The 17,984-nt window shown below is 70.6% G+C and carries 19 protein-coding genes; 11 read left to right on the top strand and 8 right to left on the bottom strand.

What is annotated here, in order from left to right; genetic code table 11:
• Window positions 1-60: 60 nt before the first annotated feature.
• Together VNE60_13735 and VNE60_13730 are read right to left on the bottom strand one after the other, a co-directional pair.
• The gene (locus VNE60_13735; protein HVB32583.1) at window positions 61-1,164 is read right to left on the bottom strand and encodes a patatin-like phospholipase family protein; all 1,104 of its coding nucleotides are present in this window, start codon (window positions 1,162-1,164) and stop codon (window positions 61-63) included.
• 16 nt (window positions 1,165-1,180) lie between these two features.
• Complete coding sequence (locus tag VNE60_13730; GenBank protein ID HVB32582.1) at window positions 1,181-1,567, bottom strand: hypothetical protein; 387 nt, start codon at window positions 1,565-1,567, stop codon at window positions 1,181-1,183.
• Window positions 1,568-1,727: 160 nt separating this feature from the next.
• On the opposite strand from VNE60_13730, the gene VNE60_13725 reads away from it, so the two are divergent.
• The 7 genes from VNE60_13725 (at window position 1,728) to VNE60_13695 (ending at window position 10,279) form a co-directional block, all read left to right on the top strand.
• Window positions 1,728-3,059 (top strand): APC family permease, encoded by a 1,332-nt coding sequence (locus VNE60_13725; protein ID HVB32581.1) that lies wholly within the window; start codon window positions 1,728-1,730, stop codon window positions 3,057-3,059.
• Window positions 3,056-4,249 carry an aminotransferase class V-fold PLP-dependent enzyme gene (locus tag VNE60_13720; GenBank protein HVB32580.1) on the top strand — a complete coding sequence of 398 codons (1,194 nt, stop codon included), beginning with the start codon at window positions 3,056-3,058 and terminating at the stop codon, window positions 4,247-4,249. The genes VNE60_13725 and VNE60_13720 overlap by 4 nt, the downstream gene beginning before the upstream one ends.
• A gap of 11 nt (window positions 4,250-4,260) precedes the next feature.
• Window positions 4,261-4,491: a hypothetical protein gene (locus tag VNE60_13715; GenBank protein ID HVB32579.1), complete on the top strand. Its 231-nt coding sequence runs from the start codon at window positions 4,261-4,263 to the stop codon at window positions 4,489-4,491.
• Complete coding sequence (locus VNE60_13710) at window positions 4,488-5,387, top strand: pseudouridine-5'-phosphate glycosidase (protein HVB32578.1); 900 nt, start codon at window positions 4,488-4,490, stop codon at window positions 5,385-5,387. Before VNE60_13715 ends, VNE60_13710 begins: the two co-directional genes overlap by 4 nt.
• Window positions 5,388-5,490: 103 nt before the next feature.
• Complete coding sequence (locus VNE60_13705) at window positions 5,491-6,630, top strand: tetratricopeptide repeat protein (protein HVB32577.1); 1,140 nt, start codon at window positions 5,491-5,493, stop codon at window positions 6,628-6,630.
• A complete protein-coding gene (locus tag VNE60_13700; protein HVB32576.1) occupies window positions 6,627-7,613 on the top strand; it encodes a hypothetical protein in 987 nt (328 codons plus the stop codon). The genes VNE60_13705 and VNE60_13700 overlap by 4 nt, the downstream gene beginning before the upstream one ends.
• Before the next feature lie 44 nt (window positions 7,614-7,657).
• Window positions 7,658-10,279, top strand: a complete 2,622-nt coding sequence (locus VNE60_13695) for a pitrilysin family protein (protein HVB32575.1) — start codon at window positions 7,658-7,660, stop codon at window positions 10,277-10,279.
• A gap of 12 nt (window positions 10,280-10,291) precedes the next feature.
• Here the strand turns inward: VNE60_13695 and VNE60_13690 are convergent, their stop codons facing one another.
• The 4 genes from VNE60_13690 to VNE60_13675 form a co-directional block, all read right to left on the bottom strand.
• Window positions 10,292-10,636, bottom strand: a complete 345-nt coding sequence (locus VNE60_13690) for a DMT family protein (GenBank protein ID HVB32574.1) — start codon at window positions 10,634-10,636, stop codon at window positions 10,292-10,294.
• A gap of 94 nt (window positions 10,637-10,730) precedes the next feature.
• Complete coding sequence (locus VNE60_13685; protein HVB32573.1) at window positions 10,731-11,072, bottom strand: S-adenosylmethionine decarboxylase; 342 nt, start codon at window positions 11,070-11,072, stop codon at window positions 10,731-10,733.
• A 1-nt stretch (window position 11,073) separates the two neighbouring features.
• A complete protein-coding gene (locus VNE60_13680) occupies window positions 11,074-12,486 on the bottom strand; it encodes a M28 family peptidase (GenBank protein ID HVB32572.1) in 1,413 nt (470 codons plus the stop codon).
• Window positions 12,487-12,526: 40 nt separating this feature from the next.
• Window positions 12,527-12,991, bottom strand: coding sequence for a cyclic nucleotide-binding domain-containing protein (locus VNE60_13675; GenBank protein ID HVB32571.1), 465 nt, complete (start codon window positions 12,989-12,991; stop codon window positions 12,527-12,529).
• 89 nt (window positions 12,992-13,080) lie between these two features.
• Between VNE60_13675 and VNE60_13670 the strand changes: the two genes are divergently transcribed.
• Together VNE60_13670 and VNE60_13665 are read left to right on the top strand one after the other, a co-directional pair.
• The gene (locus VNE60_13670; protein HVB32570.1) at window positions 13,081-13,608 is read left to right on the top strand and encodes a CDP-alcohol phosphatidyltransferase family protein; all 528 of its coding nucleotides are present in this window, start codon (window positions 13,081-13,083) and stop codon (window positions 13,606-13,608) included.
• On the top strand, window positions 13,605-14,087 hold the full coding sequence (locus tag VNE60_13665; GenBank protein ID HVB32569.1) for a hypothetical protein: 483 nt from the start codon (window positions 13,605-13,607) through the stop codon (window positions 14,085-14,087). Before VNE60_13670 ends, VNE60_13665 begins: the two co-directional genes overlap by 4 nt.
• A 147-nt stretch (window positions 14,088-14,234) precedes the next feature.
• Here the strand turns inward: VNE60_13665 and VNE60_13660 are convergent, their stop codons facing one another.
• Entirely contained in the window at window positions 14,235-14,525 is a 291-nt protein-coding gene (locus tag VNE60_13660; GenBank protein HVB32568.1) for a hypothetical protein, read from the bottom strand.
• 258 nt (window positions 14,526-14,783) lie between these two features.
• Here VNE60_13660 and VNE60_13655 point away from each other — a divergent pair, with 258 nt between their 5' ends.
• On the top strand, window positions 14,784-15,539 hold the full coding sequence (locus VNE60_13655; protein HVB32567.1) for a thioredoxin domain-containing protein: 756 nt from the start codon (window positions 14,784-14,786) through the stop codon (window positions 15,537-15,539).
• A complete protein-coding gene (locus VNE60_13650; protein ID HVB32566.1) occupies window positions 15,536-15,973 on the top strand; it encodes a vitamin K epoxide reductase family protein in 438 nt (145 codons plus the stop codon). Before VNE60_13655 ends, VNE60_13650 begins: the two co-directional genes overlap by 4 nt.
• A gap of 12 nt (window positions 15,974-15,985) precedes the next feature.
• On the opposite strand, the gene acs is transcribed toward VNE60_13650, so the two are convergent.
• Window positions 15,986-17,950: an acetate--CoA ligase gene (gene acs, locus VNE60_13645; GenBank protein ID HVB32565.1), complete on the bottom strand. Its 1,965-nt coding sequence runs from the start codon at window positions 17,948-17,950 to the stop codon at window positions 15,986-15,988.
• Window positions 17,951-17,984: the final 34 nt, after the last annotated feature.

Raw genomic sequence — 17,984 nt, 5'->3', positions numbered from 1 at the left:
GCGCGACGGCGGATGGCTGGCCCGCGATCCGTCGGACAACCGCGTGTTGCTGGTGGCGGGCTAGGGGAGCAGCAGGTCCTCGCGGTCGACGCCGTCGTCGGCGCCGCCGGGCGTGACCAGATCCAGCCGCGCCGCCTTGATGGCGCGCGTGGGGCAGTGGTGCACGAAGTCGCCGTCGGCCGCCGACCATTCCACGATCGGCTGCCGCGGCACGGCGGTGCCGTCCGCGGGATCGAGCGCCATCGTCTCGGGGGCGAGCGCCACGCACAGGCCGCACTTGACGCACGATTCGCGAACCACGTGCAGCTGCATGCGCTTGCGCGGGTACACGCCCGAGGGCTGCTCCACGTACGCCTCGAAGTGTTCCAGCGCTCGCGTGGTGGCGCGATATCCCTCGCGGATGTTCTGCTCCGCATTCAGGAAGCTCAGCCAGTGCGAATCCACCTTGGGGCGCACGAGCAGCATGGGCGGGCCGCTCCAACTCCGCAGCGGCTGGTCCTGCAGGTTGTGCATCATCGTCGTGGCCGATCGCATGTAGATGGCGGCGAACCCCTGGGACCCGATGCGCGGGATGGGCTGCACGTCGGAGCTGCCGACGTCGACGGCGATCACGAGGTCCATGCCCAGGCCGGCCGCGGCCACGGGGAGATTGTCGATCACGCCGCCGTCCACGCACAGCCGGCCGCCCACCTCGGCGGGCGGGAAGAAGCCCGGGAGCGCGCACGAGGCGTACACCGCGTCGCGCACCGAGACGTCGCGCAGCCCGGGCAGCCCCCACACCACGCGCGTGGCGCGCTGCAGATCCACCGTGTTCACCAGCAACGGCGTGCGGAGGTCGGCGAACGTGCCCTCCGGCGCCACCTCGTCCACCATGCTGCGCAGCGGCTCGCCCAGATAGATGGACGGCGAACGCATCCGTTCCATCAACATTCCGAGGTGGTTGATGCGGAACAGATCGCGCCGGCGCAGCGATTCCGCGCGGCGCGCCAGTTCGTCGGCGCTCATGCCGCCCACGGCCGCGGCGGCGATGAGGGCGCCGATGCTGGTGCCGGCGAGCACGGCCGGCCGGATGCCGCGCTCCTCGAGCGCGCGCAGCACGCCGATGTGCGCGAAGCCCTTCATCCCCCCGCCGCCGAGGACGAGGGCCACCCTGGCCCTCGTCACGCGGCCGGCGCCGTCGCTACTGGAGATAATTGTAGAGACCGAAGAGGCCGAGCACTCCGCCGCCGACCATGACGATCGTGCCGGGGGTGCCGCCGATGAGCGCGCCCACGATGAGGCCGGCGCCGCCCACGATCATCATCGCGCGCGACTGCGAGTGCGTGGTGCCGTCGAGGTCCGGGGCGGGGTCGAGCGCCACGTGCCGGTCGAGCGAATGGAATCCCACGGCGGCGGATTGCAGCACCGGGCCCACCGTCGCCTCCTGGGTGACCTGCACCGACGGCGCATTCGTGGGGAGTGTGAGGAACAACCCGGCGCTGGCCGGGCCCTGCGCCTGCGCGGCGGCGGCGGTGGCGGCCAGCGCGAGGGCGAGGGCGAGGGCGAGGGGCGTGAAACGTCCGATCATGAGTGTCCTCCTGCGGATTCTTTGGGTAGTCGGTGCGGGAGCCGGCATGCGGGCGGCATCGATGACAGAATGGTGGCGCACGAGCCGGCGAAGGTCTAGTGTTGTACACGGATCGCCGCTGCCGGCTCCATTGCACCGACACCCTTCCGAACCACCATCCATGAGTCAGCGCGCATCGATCGAGTCGTCACTGGTCCGGGCGGTAGGCGTGTGGGGACTGGTGGCGAGCATCGTGAACCTGATCATCGGCGGCGGCATCTTCCGCATCCCGTCCGATCCGGCGGTGGCCGGCCTGCTCGGCGCGGCCGCGCCCCTGGCCTACCTGCTCTGCGCCGTCGCCATGGGATTGGTGGTGCTGTGCATGGCCGAAGCGGGAAGCCGGGTGTCGCTCACCGGAGGGCCGTCGATGTACGTCGAGACGGCGTTCGGGCCGTATGCCGGATTCCTGGTCGGCGTGCTCATCTGGATGATCGGGGCCACGGCGGTGCCCGCGATCGCGATGATCTTCGTGGACAACTTCGCGCGCCTGGTGCCGGGGTTCGATTCCGAGGCGGCCAAGGTGGGGCTGCTCGTGGCCACCTATGCCGTGCTGGTCTGGATCAACGTGCGCGGCGTGAAGCAGGGCACGCGGCTGATCGGCGTGGCCACGGTGGTCAAGCTCGCCCCGCTCATCCTGCTGGTGGTGGTCGGCGTGTTCGGCGTCCATACCGAATATCTCAAGCCCACCGCGCTGCCGGCCAAGCGCGATTTCGTGCGCGCGGCGATGGTGCTGGTGTTCGTGTTCGCCGGATTCGAGAGTGCGTTGGTGCCGAGCGGCGAGGTGCAGGATTCGTCGCGCACCGTGCCCCGCGCCCTGCTGATCGCCATGGGGGTGGTGACGGTGCTGTTCATCTCGCTGCAGCTCGTGGTGCAGGGGATCCTCGGGCCGCGGCTCGTCGGCACGTCCACCCCGCTGGCCGACGCCGCCGGCGTGGTGATGGGGGCGTGGGGCGTCAAGCTGTTCGCGGTGGCCGTGGTGGTCTCCGTGTTCGGCTTCCTGTCCGGCATGGCGCTGGCCATGCCGCGGGCGCTGTTCGCGTTCGCGCGCGATGGCTACGCGCCGCGGGTGCTGGCGTCGGTGCACCCGCGCTTCCGCACGCCCCACGTGGCCATCGTCGTCCAGGCGGCGCTGACCGTGGTGCTCGCGGCCACCAACGGGTTCGAGCGGCTGGTGGTGTTGGCCAATCTGGCGGCGCTGCTGGCCTATCTCGGGTGCTGCGCCGCCGCGTTCGAGCTGCATCGCCGCGACGTGCGCGGCGCGGGCGAGCCCTTCCGCCTGCCGGGCGGCAACGCGATTCCGGTGATCGCCATCTTCCTGGTCATCGGGCTGCTGTCGTCGGTCACGTTGCGCGAATGGCGCATCGCCGGGCTGGTGTTGGCCGTGGCCTCGCTGGTCTTCGCCTCCACCCGTCGCCCGCGCGCGTTCCGGGGCGCCGCGTCCTCCGCGTCATGACCGATCCGCTCCTCGCCTTCCGGCCCGAATTCCCGATCCTCGAGCGCACCACGTACCTGGTGTCCAACTCCCTGGGGGCCATGCCGCGAGGCGTGCCCGACCGGCTGGCCGAGTATGTGGACGAATGGGCCGAGCAGGGGGTGCGGGCGTGGGGACGGGCCTGGTGGCAGATGCCGTCCCGCGTGGGCGACGAGATCGCGCCGCTGATCGGCGCCGCGCCGGGCGAGGTGGTGATGGTGGGCAACGTGACGCTGGGCCAGGCCACGGTGCTGTCGGCCCTCGAGTATCCGCCGGAACGGAATCGCATCGTGATGACGGCGCTGGATTTTCCGTCGGTGCGCTACGTGTACGACCGGCTGGCGCGGCGGCTGGGCGCCGAGATCGTGGTCGTGCCGGCCAACGCCGACGGGATCAGCGTGGATGCCGCCGCGGTGGCGGCGGCGATCGACGAGCGCACCCGCCTCGTGTGCATCTCGCACGTGCTGTTCCGGTCGGCGTTCGTGATGGACGTGGCGCCGATCGCGCGGCGCGCGCACGAGATGGGCGCGCTGGTGTCGCTGGACGCGTTCCATGCCGTGGGCGTGCTGCCGGTGGACGTGAAGGCGCTGGGCGTGGACTTCCTCACCGGCGGCGTGCTCAAGTGGTTGTGCGGCGGACCGGGCGGCGGCTTCCTGTACGTGGCGCCGGCGGTGCAGGCCTCGCTCGAGCCGGCGCTCACCGGGTGGCAGGCCCACGCCGATCCGTTCGCCTTCGACACCGAGATGGCGTACACCGGCGGGATCTATCGCTGGCTCAACGGCACGCCGGCCATCCCGGCGCTGTATGCGGCCATCGAGGGGCCGCGCATCGTGCGGCGCGCCGGTGTGGAGGCGATCCGCGCCAAGAGCGTGCGCCAGACCACGCGCCTGCTCGCGCTGGCCGACGCGCGCGGATACCGCGTGAACACGCCGCGCGACGCGGCGCGGCGCGGCGGCACGGTGGCGTTCGACGTGCCACACGCCTACGAGGTCTCGCAGTATCTCCTGTCGCGCGACGTGCTCGTGGATTTCCGCCCCAATGCCGGCATCCGCGTGGCGCCGCACTTCTATACGGACGACGACGAACTCGACGCCGCCGTGGCGATGATCGACGACGCGCTGGCCACGGGCCGCTGGCGCGAGTTCGAGACGCCCGGCGCCGCCGCCACCTGAGCCACCGTGCCATGAAGAAACCCACGGCCCACCGCCTGCGCCGCCGGTACGTCAACCTCGAGCATCCGCTCGTGCTGCTGCGGTTCGAGGATGGGCACGAGATCCGCGTGACGAAGGGGCAGGGCAAGGCCTTCGACGCCTACGCCGGCGAGACGATCAAGGTCATCGCGATCTACGATCCGACGTCCGCCGAACGCCAGGTGCTGGACTCGCGCCGGGCCGAGGCCTTCGATCCCGCGTGATCCGCATCCTGCCCGAGCTGCGCCGCGCCATCGACGCCGGCGAGCCGGTGGTCGCACTCGAGAGTTCGGTGTTCGCGCAGGGGCTGCCGGCGCCCGCCAACCGCGAGTGCGTGCAGCGGATGACGGCGGCGGTGCGCGCCGGGGGCGCGCACGCGGCGATCACCGCCGTGGCCCACGGCGTGCCCACGTTGGGACTCGAGCCCGACGAACTGGAACGCTTCCTGGCCGGCGCCGGCGTGCGCAAGGTCTCGGCGCGCGACCTCGCGGCAGCGGTGGCGCAGCAGGCCGACGGCGCGACCACCGTGGCAGGGTCGCTGGCGCTGGCGCACCTGGCCGGGCTGCGGGTGTTCGCCACGGGCGGCATCGGCGGCGTGCATCGCGAGCCGGCGTTCGACGAATCGGCAGATCTGGTGGAGCTGTCGCGCACGCCGATGGTGGTGGTGTGCGCCGGCGCCAAGGCGATTCTCGACCTGGCGGCCACGGCCGAGCGTCTGGAGACGCTGGGCGTGCCGGTGGTGGGCTACCGCACGTCCGACCTCCCCGGATTCTACACCGCGGACACGGGCATCGCGCTGTCGTCGCGCACGGAATCGGCGGCCGAGGTTGCGCGGATGTTTACCGCGCACCGGGCCCTGGGGCGCCGGCAGGCGCTGCTCGTCGTGCAACCGCCTCCGGCTCAAGTTGCGCTTTCGCGGGTTGAGGTGGAGGACGCCGTGGGTCGCGCCGTGGCGCGGGCGCGCGCCGCGGGCGTGCGGGGCGCCGCGGTCTCGCCGTACCTGCTGGCGGCGGTGACGGAGGTCACGAAGGGGCGGTCCCTCACAGTGAACCTCGCGCTCCTGGAGCAGAATGCCGGGCTGGCCGCGGAGATCGCGGCGGCCCTCGTCGCCAGGCCGTAGCACCACCAAAATGCGTCGGGGCGGCGCAAAAATCACCGTTGAACTTCGCCGCTCGGTGACTGTACTATAGGCGTGTCCTCTCGAACCGGAGGTCTACATCCCCATGCCAACCCCGTTCCTGAGTTCCGAGGAGTACGACGAGCGTGCCCATCAACTCTACAACGAGGGGTTGTACGACGAAGCGTTGGATGTGCTGCGTGAGGGCTTGACGCTCTATCCGAACTCGGTGGAGCTGCACATCGGCGTGGGTTACGCGCGGTTGGCCAGGGAGGAATTCCCGTGGGCCCGGCGGAGTTTCGAGGAGGCGTTGGTGCTCGAACCCGAGCACGAAGACGCGCTGGCCGGCCTGGGCGAGACGCTGCTCAAGTTCGGGCAGGAGGACGCCGCCGTGCGCTGCTTCCGGCGCATCTTCGAGCTGGGGTACAGCGACGATCTCGATCTCATGCTCCAGGCGGGGCGCGCGCTGTTCCGCGAGGCGTCGCACCGGGAGCGGCCGCTGCTGTTCGAGCTGTCGCTGGAATTCTTCCACCAGGCGGTGGAGCAGGCGCCGGAGATGGCGGAGGCCGTGGCCTGCGTGGGCTACGCGCAGCACCGCGTGGGCGACGATACGGCGGCCATCCAGTCGTTGCGCAGCGCGCTGCAGCTCGATTCGGATCATGCCGAGGCGCGCATCTACCTGGCCAACATCCTGTACGACCGCGCCGAGTACGAGGGCGCGCTGTACCACTTCGAGCGCACGCGGCCCGAGGACCACTGGGATGAGCTGGGCATCTGGCGGCTGATCGAGCTCAAGCGGTCGATCTACAAGCTCGACGAGAACGACGGCGAGCTCACGCCGTGGAGCGCGCGGCTCACCGAACTCACCGAGGATCTCGATGAGGTGGACGAGCTGCTCATGGAGCTGGACACGGGGGAGGAGGACGAGGAGGGCGCGGCGTCGCGCGACCAACTCGAGATGTTCGGCACCCTGCTCACCGGGCTGGCCGACCGTGGCGGCGCGGAGCCGGCCGACGGGCACCAGGTGGTGGGCGGCGACGGCGCCAACTACGAAGGTTCGTGGGAGGAGATCGTGACCCGCATGCGCGACCGCGATGATCGCGAGGCGGCGGCGACGATCGAGGAATACATGAAGGGCAAGGCCCATCATGCGTTCACGCAGATGGGCGTGCAGCTTCCCAGCCACGATGCGGAGAGCTTTCTGCGGGCGAGCGCGAGCGCTGGCCTGCTGCGCATCGTCCGGTGAGTTCCACCGAGACCCGGGCGGCGCTGGCCGCGCTTGGCGCCGCCCGGACGATGATCGGTCGGCTCGATCCATCCCGCCGTCCTGAAGAGCTGACCGCCGACCTGATCGCCGCGTGGGTGTCGGTGGAGGACGCGCTGCGCAAGCTGATCGGCGGCAGCGCCGCCACCGGCACCGACTTGGTGCGTGACGCGCGCCAGCGGCAGTTGCTCACCTTCGAACAGGCCAACGCGCTCGCGGCGTTCCACGCCGCCCGCGAACGGCTGCGCGACGCGGGCTACCGGCCCGACGCCGCCGACCTCGCGGCGGCGCGCGCGGCGATCGCCGCGCTCGACGGCTCGCTCGCTCCACCGCCCGCTGCCGCGCCACCGCTCCAGCCTCCGGCCGCGGCCCACCCCGCGCCACCGCCCGCCATGCCCTCGATCACCACGCCGCCCGACGAACCCCGCGCGCGCCGGGTGGGCTGGCGCACGATTCTCGTGGCCCTCGTCGTGGCCGGCGTCGGCGCGGCCGCCTACTACTGGTTCGGCGGCCCGCGTCGCGCCGCGGTGATGAATCTGGCGATCACCGAGTTCGATCGTGGCGACACCGCGGCCGCGGCGCACGACTTTCGCCGCGCCCTGCTCATCGATCCCTCGTACGCGCTGCCGCACGTGTACCTGGCGCGGATGGCGCGCGACGTGGGCAACCTGCCGCTCGCCGACGAGGAGCTGCAGCTCGCGATCACCGCCGACCCGACCAACGCCCTCGCGCTGCGCGAGATGGGCGCGTACCTGTTCACGTCGCACAACTACGAGCTGGCCCGCAAGTTCTACGTGCGCGCCGTGGCGGCCAACCCCGAAGACCTCGTGGCCCAGGGCGATCTGGGGTGCACGCTGATCAAGCTGGGGCGCGTGGACGAGGGCGAACGGTGGATCACGCGCGCCGGCCCCGGGCGCTGGACGGCCTGCGTGACCGGCTCCACCCCGCCCGACCCGGCGCCCTGACCCGCCGGCGCGCGTCCTCGGACGCCCGCGTATCATTCCCCATCATGACCCAACTCCTCGACCCGCGCACGGTCCACCGCCGCGTGCTGCCCAACGGCCTCACCGTGCTCGTCCGCCGCGACGACTCGGCGCCCGTGGTGGCGATCGTCACCCACGTGAAGGCCGGCTACTTCGATGAGACGGACGACGTCGTGGGCATCGCGCACGTGCTCGAGCACATGTACTTCAAGGGCACGGCGCGGCGCGGCGTGGGCGAGATCGCCAAGCAGACCAAGGCGGTGGGCGGCTATCTCAACGCCGGCACGATCTACGACCACACCGTGTACTACACCGTGGTGCCGTCGTCGGGGTTCGCGGAGGCGCTCGACATCCAGGCCGACGCCTATGGCAATTCGCTCATCGACGCGGGCGAGTTGGGGCGCGAACTGGAGGTCATCATCCAGGAAGCCAAGCGCAAGGCCGACAACCCGAACGCCGTGGCCACGGAGACCCTGCACGAGCTGCTGTTCGATCGACACCGCATGCGCCGCTGGCGCATCGGCCGCGAAGACGGGCTGCGGCGGCTCACGCGCTACGACGTCGCGGGGTTCTATCGCAACTTCTACCGGCCGAGCACCACCATCCTCACCGTGGTCGGCGACGTGGACGTGGACGACGCGATGCGGCAGATCGAGACGCGCTACGGCGACGCGCCCGCCGGCGCGCCGCGCCGCGCGCCCGGAGCCTCGGAGGAGGGACTGCCGGGATTCCGCTATCGCGAGTTGAGCGGCGACATCACCCAGGCGCAGCTGGCGTTCGGCTGGCGCACGGTCTCGACGCTGCATCCCCACACGCCGGCGCTGGAATTGCTGGGCACCGTGCTCGGCACGGGACGCGCGTCGCGCCTCTACCGCGCCGTGCGCGAGCGGACGTTGGCGTCGTCGGTGACGGCGTATGACTACACGCCCACCGAGTTGGGCGTGTTCGTGGTGCAGGCCGAGGGCCAGCCCGGCACGCTGGCCGACGCGGCGCGCGCGGCGTGGGCGGAGATCCTGAGCGTGCGCGAACACGGCGTGGGCCCCGCCGAGGTGGACCGCGCGCAACGCATCCTCGACGCGCGCATGATCCGGCGGCTCGAGGACATGGAGGGGCAGGCCAATCACCTGGCCGCGTGGGAGGCGCTGGGCGGTTGGCAGATGGCCGACGCGTTCCACGACCGGCTGCTGTCGTGCACGGCGCAGGAGGTGACCGAAGCGGCCCGGCGGTATCTCGACCCGGAGCAGGCCAGCGCCCTGGTGTACCGGCCGGCGTCGGCGCCGGTCGTGGCGGGCGACACGGCCGCCATGCACGCCCTGCTCGGTGCGGTCACGCCCGCTCCGGCGCCGCATGCGCCCCGCCGCGCCGCCCCGGGGCGCCGGGCGGTGGTGCCCGGCGCGGCGTTCGAGCGCGAGGCGTGGGGCGTGCGCGTGTACCGCACGGCGCGCGGCGTGCCGGTGCTGGTGCGGCGCAAGCACGGTTCGCCGATGACGCACGTGGGCGTGTTCGTGCAGGGCGGAGCCACCGAGGAGACCGGGGCGACGGCGGGGCTCACGGCGCTGATGGCCCACGCGGCGCTCAAGGGCACGGCGCGGCGCACGGCGGCGGAGATCGCCGAGGCGGGCGAGATGCTGGGCGGCAGCGTGAACGCGGCCGTGGGGGGAGAGAGCTTCGGGTGGTCGATCTCGGTGCCCGCGCGCGGGTTCGCCGACGCCGTGGACCTGCTGGCCGACGTGGCGCAGCACGCGACGATCTCCGACGACGCGCTGGAGACCGAGCGGGCGACCGCGATCTCCGAGGTGATCTCGGGGCGCGACGACATGTACCGGTACCCGATGCTGCTGGCGCTCGCCGCGGCGTTCCCGTCGCATCCCTACGGCACGCCCACCGAGGGCACCGAGGCGTCGCTCGGGGCGATCACGGCCGACGCGGCGCGCGGCTGGCACGCGTCGCGCGTGCTGCGGTCGGCGTCGGTGGTTGGCATCGTGGGCGATGCCGATCCCGACGCACTGGCCGACGAGGCGGCGCGGGCGTTCGCCGACCTCGCGTACGCCGAGCCGCCGGCGGTGCCGGCGCCGGAATGGCCCCGACGGGTGGCGACGTCGGCGGAGTCGCGCGACAAGGCGCAGACGGCGCTGCTGATGCTCTTTCCCGGACCCTCGCGCGTGGACGACGACCGCTACGCGGCGGGCCTGGTGGCCGGGATCGCGAGCGGGCTCGGCGGCCGGTTCTTTGACGAGCTGCGCGAGAAGCAGTCGTTGGCGTACACCGTGCACGCCTTCGCGTCGGAGCGCCGGTTGGCGGGAACGTTCGGCGCCTACATCGCGATGTCGCCCGACCGCGAGGAGGTGGCGCGCCGCGGACTCCTGGCGGAGTTCGCCAAGCTGTGCGACGGGCCGGTGACCGCCGAGGAGCTGGCGCACGTGCAGACGTACGCGCTCGGCGTGCACGCCATTCGGCTGCAGCGTGGCGGCGCGGTGTTGAGCGACGCCATCGGCGCCTGGCTCAACGGTCGGCTGGAGGAGTTGGGCGAGTTCGAGGCCCGCGTGCGCGCCGTGACCCGCGACCAGATCCTCGCCCTGGCGCGGCGCTACTTCGATCCCGAGCGGCGCGTGGAAGGCATCGTGCGGGGTGTGGGCAAGGCGGTGTGAGGGCCGGGCCCGTCACGCCGCCCGGAACATGAAGTACGCCGCGCCCATCATGCACAGGCCGGCCCACAGGAAGTCCAGCCGCGGCGGCTGCTTCATGTAGAACACCGCGAACGGGACGAACACCGACAGCGTGACGATCTCCTGGATCATCTTGAGCTGGCCCAGCGTCATCACCTGGTAGCCGATGCGGTTGGCGGGCACCTGGAACATGTATTCGAAGAATGCGATGGACCAACTCACGATCGCGGCGACGTACCATTTGCGGTCGGCGAGATTCCGCAGGTGCGCGTACCACGCGAAGGTCATGAACGTGTTCGACAGGATGAGCAGGCCGACGGTTTGGAAGACGGGCGACATGCGATGACGTTCCTCGGCTGGCGTTCGCGGGGCGCGTGGGGACGGCGGGCAAGTTGCTGCGCGCGGCGCTCCGGGGCAACGGGAGCGCCGCCGGCTACCCGATGGCGCGCATCTCGGTGCGCACGTCGCGCGGCGCGAGCCGGCGCGTGAACACCTCCAGGGCCTTGAGCGGCTCCTGGGTGGATAGCGTGAGCATGTCCAGGATCAACCGGCCGCGGTCGGGGAGCGCGTGCACGATCAGATGGCCGGGCTCGAGCAGCAGCACGGCGGTCATCCCGCCGCGCGGCCGCTCGTGCAGCGCCGGCGGGGCGAGCGACGACAGCCCGGCCCCACCCACCGCCGCGATGAGCAGTCCCGTGATCAGCGGCAGATCGCGGAGCTGCTCGTCGCGCACGCCCGACAGATCGGCCGTGAGATGGGTGAAGGCCGCGGACACGTTATGGGGTGGGGCCCGATCCGCCGCGCGCGCCGCGCCCCGGTTCCGGGGCGCGGTTGAACGAACGCAGCGGCGGCGGCGAGGGCAACGGCGCCGTCATCGAGCGGTGGCCGTTGGCATCCACGGCGCGCACGCCCGCCCATTCGTCGTCGAGCTGGGTGTGCAGCACGTAGTTGGTGACGTTGCCCACGTCCACCACGCGCTCGTACTGCGGCGAGATGGTGCGGCGGATGAGCACCTCGTACTTCACTGCGCCGGGCGACGGCTGCCACGACAGCGCCCACGCCTGCCCGCCCGACGCGCCGTGCGCCTCGCGCACGGCGCGCGCGTCCTGCGGCGTGATCGGCGCCGCGGCGATGGACGCCACCGTCATCGCGTTGGCCCGCGCCACGTTGGCCAGATAGCCGAAGTTCACGAACTGGAACTGGTCGGTGGGCAGGTGCTGGTGGTTGTAGTTCTCGAGCGGTTCGCTGAACCGCAGGCCCGCCCATCCGCTCTCCACGTACGGCATGTGGTCGCCGCCGCGCTGGATGCGGTCGATGCGCCAGATCGGATTCACGGTGAAGCCGTGCAGGTAGAGGTGCCCGAGCGCCCACACGTACCGGCCCAGCTCGCGGCTCGGCGAGTTGTCGGGGTCGGCGGCGAAGATCCGCACGTGCGTGGAGTCCACGGTCCCGTCTTCGGCCTGGACGTCGCCCGCGATGTCGTCGGTCATCCCGGCGAGCACCGTGTACCCGCCGTCCTTGAGCCGCTTGGCGAGATGGGTGGAGCCGAGCAGTCCCTGCTCCTCGCCGGCGTAGATCGCGAACACGATCGTGGCGTTCAGGCCGTGCGGGTAGCGCTTGGCGAACGTGCGCGCGAGTTCGAGCACCGCCGAACTGCCCGAGCCGTCGTCATCGGCGCCCGGGGCCGTGGTGGTGGTGTCGTACCCGCCGCCCGGGAGGCTGCAGACGCAGGAGTCGTAGTGTCCGCCGATCACGATCACGTGCGTGGTGTCGCGGCCCGGCAGCCAGCCGAGGACGTTGACCACGTTCACCGTGGGGCGCGCGGGATCGCGCATGACCTCCACCATCGCCGGGTCGTATTCCACGCGCAGGCATCCGCCGCAGTCCTTGCTGATCGCTTCCATCTGCGCGTGCAGCCAGCGCCGCGCCGCGCCGATGCCGCGCGTGGACGACAGCGTGTCGGACAGCGTGTTCCGGGTGCCGAACGAGACGAGCGCCGAGTCGGTGGCGCGGAGTCTCGAGGGCGAGATGTCGTGGAGGACCGCGGTGACGGTGGCGTCGCGCACCAGTCCCTGCGTGGGACCGAGGGGCGTGGACGCGGTGGTCTGGGCGGCGAGCGGGCGAGGAGCGGCGAGAAGAACGAAGAGGGCGAGGGGGGGGAGGGCGAGGCGGAGCGGTAGGCGTGTCATGGCACTCGGTTGGGCCGCGACCCGTGAGCGTTCGCGGCGGTCAGAACATGGACATGGCGAGGAACGACCGGAGCGAATCGTTGGTCTGGCGCAGTCGCGTGGAGAGCAGCCGCACCACGGCCCACAGCACCTTGTACGCCAGCTCGCGGTCGAAGTCCAGCAGCATCTCGAAGTCCGGACGGGTGATCGTGAGCGCCGTCGTGCCGCCGTTGGAGATGGCGTGCGTGGAGCGCTCGCTGCGGTCGAAGACGGCCATCTCGCCGAACAGCGCGCCCGGTTTGAGGATGGCCAGAGCCTCCTCGCCGCTGCCGGGCACGTCGCGGCTGATGCGCACTTCGCCGTCGGTGATCAGGTACAGGCGGTTGCCGGATTCGCCTTCGTGGAAGATGTACTCCCCGGAGACGAACTTCTCCTCCTTGCACAACTCGGCCACCGCCCGGAGCTCCTCGTCGTCGAGCCCCTTGAAGATCGTCACGTGGCGCAAGAGCTCGATGACTTCCGACATCCGGACCTCGGGAAACTGGGCGGAAGTGGCAAGCTAGGTCGCGCATGGAGCGGTGGCAAGCACGGGGGGCGGGCGGTAGCTTTTGGGCCATGCACGCTCGGCGGGGGCTCAACCACCTCCCCAATTGGATCTCGTTCTCGCGGCTTCTCATGGCCGGGGCCTTCGTGGGCAGCGATGCGACGGAGACCCGCATCGCGCTGATCGGCCTGGCCGCCGTCACCGATTTCCTCGACGGGTACATCGCGCGCCGCGCGCAGGTCACCAGCTCGTGGGGGGCCCTCCTCGACGCATTCGCCGACCGCGTGTTCGTGCTCGTGGCCATCTCCACGTTTCTGTTCACCGGAGCGATCGGCACCGCGGGCTACTTCATCATCATCTTCCGCGACCTGATGACCGCCGTGGGATTCCTCGTGGCGCGCATCATCCCGTGGTTGCGGCCGGTGGAGTTCCGCGCCCGGTGGCTGGGCAAGATCGTGACCTCGCTGCAACTCCTCACCTTCGTGGCGATCATGGTGCGGCCGGGCTGGGTGCGCGCGCTGCTCGCCGCCGTGCTCGCGACGTCCCTGTGGGCCGTCGCCGACTACACGTTCGCGCTGTGGCGCGGCAGGGTGCGATGAGCCGTGTCGCGGCGGCGCTCGTGGCGCTCGTGGCGCTCGCCACGGTGTGGACCGCGCCCGCCGGCGCCCAGCGCATCGCGCCGCGCCCGGAATTCCGCGCCGACGTGCTGGGCCCCGGCCCGTATTCCGTCCAACTGGGCGCGGGGGTGAATCTCGGCGCCGGCTACTATCAGCGGCTGGAACTCGACGCCGGGGCCGGCGCGGTGGACCGCAACCACGCGCTGGTGGGCGCCGGCCGCGTGGATGCGCTCATGCGCGTGCTGCTCGATCCGTTCGGGCGCGAGCGCTGGGGGCTGTCGCTGGCCGGTGGGGTGAGCGCGCGGTACGAGGCCGGCGACAAGGTGCGGCCCTACCTCGTGGGGGCGCTCGACTTCGAGGGGCCGCTCACGCACGGCACGCGCGTGGCGTACCAACTCGGGCTGGGCGGCGGCCTCCGGCTGGGCATCGTCCTGCGCCGGTCAGACAGCTTGTGGCGATGAGATCGGGAACCAGCGGGCAACGGGTGAACGCCGCCGCCTGCGGCAGTCGGTGCGCCGCGGACACCTGAAAGCCATCAGCTGGCGTGGGGCACGCCCAACTGATGGCTGCGACTGAGTACCGCGTACCGCCAACCGCTCACTGCGCGGTCACGCCGCGTTCGCGGCTCCAGCTTCATCGGCGGGCGTATTGGATTTCGGCGGCTGGGCAAATCGCAGCCCGAGCTTCTTCAACTCCTCGAAATCCCCTTCGGCCAGCTCCGGGTACCGCTCGACCATGTACTTCATGGTGTCGTCAAACCATTCCTGCTGGTGCTCCGGCTCGGAGCCGCTCACGTCACACCGCATGATGTGTTGGAACAGTTCGTCGCGAGCTTCCTCGAATGGACTCGGCGTATTGGGCGATGAAAGCGCGCCCCGCCGTTGCTTGGTCTTGGCCATTTATCCAGGTAAAAGTGAAAGAAATGGTGCACCCGTAATCTAATGAATGACGAGCCTCCGTGTACCGCGGCCGTCAATTTGTATACGGATCGCTGGCGGCAAGTGTTTGCAGGGCCGCCGGAAGGCGAGAATCGCCAGGTCCCGAGGGGGCCGAATTGCTTGCGTGGCCCAACGGGCCAGGTCTAGCTTTGACGCAACGGCACCGCGGGCGCGGCGCCCTGCCTACCGGCGGCCCAAGCCGAGGAACCCCAATATCACATGGCCAAGAAGCAAGCGAACCCAGGACGCAAGCGCGCCGGCGCGGTGAAGGCCGCCAAGACCAGCCCGGCGATGCGCGGATTCTACATCCTGATCGGCGTCATCGCCGTGGTCGGCATCGGCGCCCTTTCCTACCTTTCGGCCAGGCCCAAGCAGGCGGCGGCGGAGTGGGACAGCACGCTGCCCAAGCTCACCGCCATGGGGCACCTCGAAGGAAGCGACAGCGCCAAGCTCGAGGTCATCGAGTTCGCCGATTTCGAGTGCCCGGCGTGCGGGCAGTTCGCCACGCTCACCGAGCCAGACGTGCGCACCCACCTGATCGACTCGGGCGTGGTGGCCATCCGGTTCATGGACTTCCCGCTGCCGATGCACGCCAACACGTGGTATGCCCATCGGGCCGCCTGGTGCGCCGCGGACCAGGGCAAGTTCTGGCCCATGCACGACGCGATCTACAACTATCAGGACAGCTGGAACACCGAGGCCACCAACGATCCCAACAAGGTGCTCTCGGGCATCGCCAAGGGCGTGGGCCTGAACATGGATCAGTACGCGGCATGCATCGCCGCCAAGAAGTACCAGGCCCAGATCCAGGCGAACGCCACCGAGGCGCAGAACCGCCAGGTGGATCAGACGCCCACCTTCGTGTTCGGGAGCAAGGTGATCGGCGGCTATGAGACGTTCGATCAATTCCGGGCCAACGTCGAAGAGGCGATCGCCGCCAAGGCCGCCGCCGCCAAGGCCGCCGCAAAGAAATGACAAAACGCATGACGTTGGCGGTGCTGGCCCTGCTCGGCACCCTGCTGGCGGCCTACCTCACCCTGCACGACATGGGCATCATCGGCACGCTGGCTTGCGGCAGCGGTGATTGCGAGATCGTGCAGACCAGCCGGTGGTCCATGCTGTTCGGCGTGCACGTGGCGGTGTGGGGGGTGGCCTACTACGCGCTCATCTTCGTGGTCGCGATGGCCGCCGCCCAGGAGCAGTTCGCCGCCGACCGCCGCCTGTCGCTGGCGCTCGTGGGGCTCACCGGCTGGGGCGTGATCTTCAGCGGGTGGCTCACCTACCTCGAGCTCTTCCGCATCCACGCCATCTGCCGTTGGTGCGTGGGGTCGGCCAGCATCGTCGCCGTGTTGTTCGTGCTCTCCGTGCTCGACTTTCGCGACCAGCCGCGCCCCGTGATCGGCGAGTAGCGCGGGGCCGTGCTAGCTCTCGATCGACTCGTACTGCTCCTTCAACTTCGCCACCACGCCGGGATCGGCCAGCGTCGTCGTGTCGCCGAGCGCGCGGCCCTCGGCGATGTCGCGCAGCAGCCGCCGCATGATCTTGCCCGACCGTGTCTTGGGCAGATCGGCTGAGAACAGCACGTCGTCGGGTTTAGCGATGGCGCCGATCTTCTCGGCCACGAATTCGCGCAACTCGTCGTGCAGCGCCGCTGAGGGCTTGAAGCCTTCGCGCAGGGTGACGAAGGCCGCCAGGGCCTGCCCCTTGAGTTCGTGCGTCTTGCCGACCACGGCGGCCTCGGCCACCGCGGGGTGTTCCACGAGCGCCGATTCCACTTCCATGGTGCCGATGCGGTGGCCGGCCACGTTGAGCACGTCGTCCACGCGGCCGAGGATCACGTAGTAGCCCTCGGCATCGCGCTTCACGCCGTCGCCCGGGAAATACAGATCGGGGCGGCCCGGCCACTTGGTGAAGTACGTGCTCACGTATCGGTCGTCGTCGCCCCAGATGGTGCGGAGCATGGACGGCCACGGATGCGTGAGCGCCAGCAGGCCGCCGCCCACGGGAATGGGCCGGCCCTCCGCGTCGAGCAGCGCCGCGGCGTAGCCCGGCAGCGGCTGCGTGGCGCTGCCGGGCTTGGTTTCGGTGAGGCCGGGGAGCGGCGAGATGACGATCGCCCCCGTCTCGGTCTGCCACCACGTATCGACGATCGGACACCGCTCGTGGCCGATGTGCTTGTGGTACCACATCCACGCTTCGGGATTGATCGGCTCGCCCACCGAGCCCAGCAGCCGCAACTGCGACAGGTCGTGCCCGGCGGGATGCTGCGCGCCCCATTTCATGAACGCGCGGATGGCAGTGGGCGCGGTGTACAGGATGGTCACGCCGTACTTCTCGCAGATCTCCCAGAAGCGGTCCTTCTCGGGCCAGTCCGGGGCGCCTTCGTACATCACGCAGGTGGCGCCGTTGGAGAGCGGGCCGTAGGTGAGATACGAGTGCCCGGTCACCCAGCCCACGTCGGCGGTGCACCAGAAGACGTCCGCTTCCTTGAGATCGAACACTTCCTTGGTCGTGGTGGTGCATCCCACCAGGTAGCCGCCGGTGGTGTGCACGATGCCCTTGGGCTTCCCCGTGGTGCCCGACGTGTACAGGATGTACAGCACGTCCTCGGCGTCCATCGCCTCGGGCTCGCACCACTGGCTGGCCGTGCGCATGAGGCGGTGCCACCAGTGATCGCGCCCTTCCTTCATGTCGGCGAACGCTTCGTCGCCGCCGGCGCCGGGGCGGCGCTGCACCACGACCACGTTCTGGATGGACGGCGTCTCCTCGAGCGCCTTGTCGCAGTTGCGCTTGAGCGGCACGATCCCGCCGCGACGGTAGCCGCCGTCGGCCGTGATGAGCAGCTTGCACTCGGCGTCGTTGATGCGGTCGCGCAGCGACTCCGGCGAGAACCCGCCGAACACCACCGAATGCGGCGCGCCGATGCGCGCGCAGGCGAGCATCGCGATCACGGCTTCGGGAATCATCGGCAGATAGATCGCCACGCGGTCGCCGCGCGCGACGCCCAGCGACTTGAGCACGTTGGCGAACTTGTTGACCTCGACGTACAGATCCCAGTACGTGAGCGTGCGGCGGTCCCCGGGCTCGCCTTCCCAGATGAGGGCCGCCTTGTTGCGGCGCTCCCCGCGCACGTGGCGGTCCACGCAGTTCACCGACGCGTTGAGCTTGCCGCCCAGGAACCACTGGGCGTGGGGCGGCGTCCACTCGAGCACCGTCCGATAGGGCTCCATCCACTCCACCGCGCGCGCCTGGTCGGCCCAGTAGGCCGGGATGTCGCGGGCCGCGCGCTCGTAGACCGCGGGGTCGGAGACGACGGCCGTGGCGGCGAAGGATCGCGGCGGCGGGAACTTGCGGTTCTCCTGGAGGAGGACGGAGATATCAGTCATGGAGAATGGCCGGTGAGACGGGACGACGCGGGCA

It is taken from the genome of Gemmatimonadaceae bacterium (assembly GCA_035533755.1).
Taxonomy (GTDB): domain Bacteria; phylum Gemmatimonadota; class Gemmatimonadetes; order Gemmatimonadales; family Gemmatimonadaceae; genus JAGWRI01.
This window is presented reverse-complemented; position numbering and strand designations above follow the sequence as displayed.

Excerpts from the sequence above, each read along its gene's own strand:
- VNE60_13730 (HVB32582.1), bottom strand. The coding sequence starts at position 1,567 with ATGATCGGACGTTTCACGCCCCTCGCCCTCGCCCTCGCCCTCGCGCTG.
- VNE60_13725 (HVB32581.1), top strand. The coding sequence starts at position 1,728 with ATGAGTCAGCGCGCATCGATCGAGTCGTCACTGGTCCGGGCGGTAGGC.
- VNE60_13720 (HVB32580.1), top strand. The coding sequence starts at position 3,056 with ATGACCGATCCGCTCCTCGCCTTCCGGCCCGAATTCCCGATCCTCGAG.
- VNE60_13715 (HVB32579.1), top strand. The coding sequence starts at position 4,261 with ATGAAGAAACCCACGGCCCACCGCCTGCGCCGCCGGTACGTCAACCTC.
- VNE60_13705 (HVB32577.1), top strand. The coding sequence starts at position 5,491 with ATGCCAACCCCGTTCCTGAGTTCCGAGGAGTACGACGAGCGTGCCCAT.
- VNE60_13695 (HVB32575.1), top strand. The coding sequence starts at position 7,658 with ATGACCCAACTCCTCGACCCGCGCACGGTCCACCGCCGCGTGCTGCCC.
- VNE60_13690 (HVB32574.1), bottom strand. The coding sequence starts at position 10,636 with ATGTCGCCCGTCTTCCAAACCGTCGGCCTGCTCATCCTGTCGAACACG.
- VNE60_13680 (HVB32572.1), bottom strand. The coding sequence starts at position 12,486 with ATGACACGCCTACCGCTCCGCCTCGCCCTCCCCCCCCTCGCCCTCTTC.
- VNE60_13675 (HVB32571.1), bottom strand. The coding sequence starts at position 12,991 with ATGTCGGAAGTCATCGAGCTCTTGCGCCACGTGACGATCTTCAAGGGG.
- VNE60_13670 (HVB32570.1), top strand. The coding sequence starts at position 13,081 with ATGCACGCTCGGCGGGGGCTCAACCACCTCCCCAATTGGATCTCGTTC.
- VNE60_13665 (HVB32569.1), top strand. The coding sequence starts at position 13,605 with ATGAGCCGTGTCGCGGCGGCGCTCGTGGCGCTCGTGGCGCTCGCCACG.
- VNE60_13660 (HVB32568.1), bottom strand. The coding sequence starts at position 14,525 with ATGGCCAAGACCAAGCAACGGCGGGGCGCGCTTTCATCGCCCAATACG.
- VNE60_13655 (HVB32567.1), top strand. The coding sequence starts at position 14,784 with ATGGCCAAGAAGCAAGCGAACCCAGGACGCAAGCGCGCCGGCGCGGTG.
- VNE60_13650 (HVB32566.1), top strand. The coding sequence starts at position 15,536 with ATGACAAAACGCATGACGTTGGCGGTGCTGGCCCTGCTCGGCACCCTG.
- acs (HVB32565.1), bottom strand. The coding sequence starts at position 17,950 with ATGACTGATATCTCCGTCCTCCTCCAGGAGAACCGCAAGTTCCCGCCG.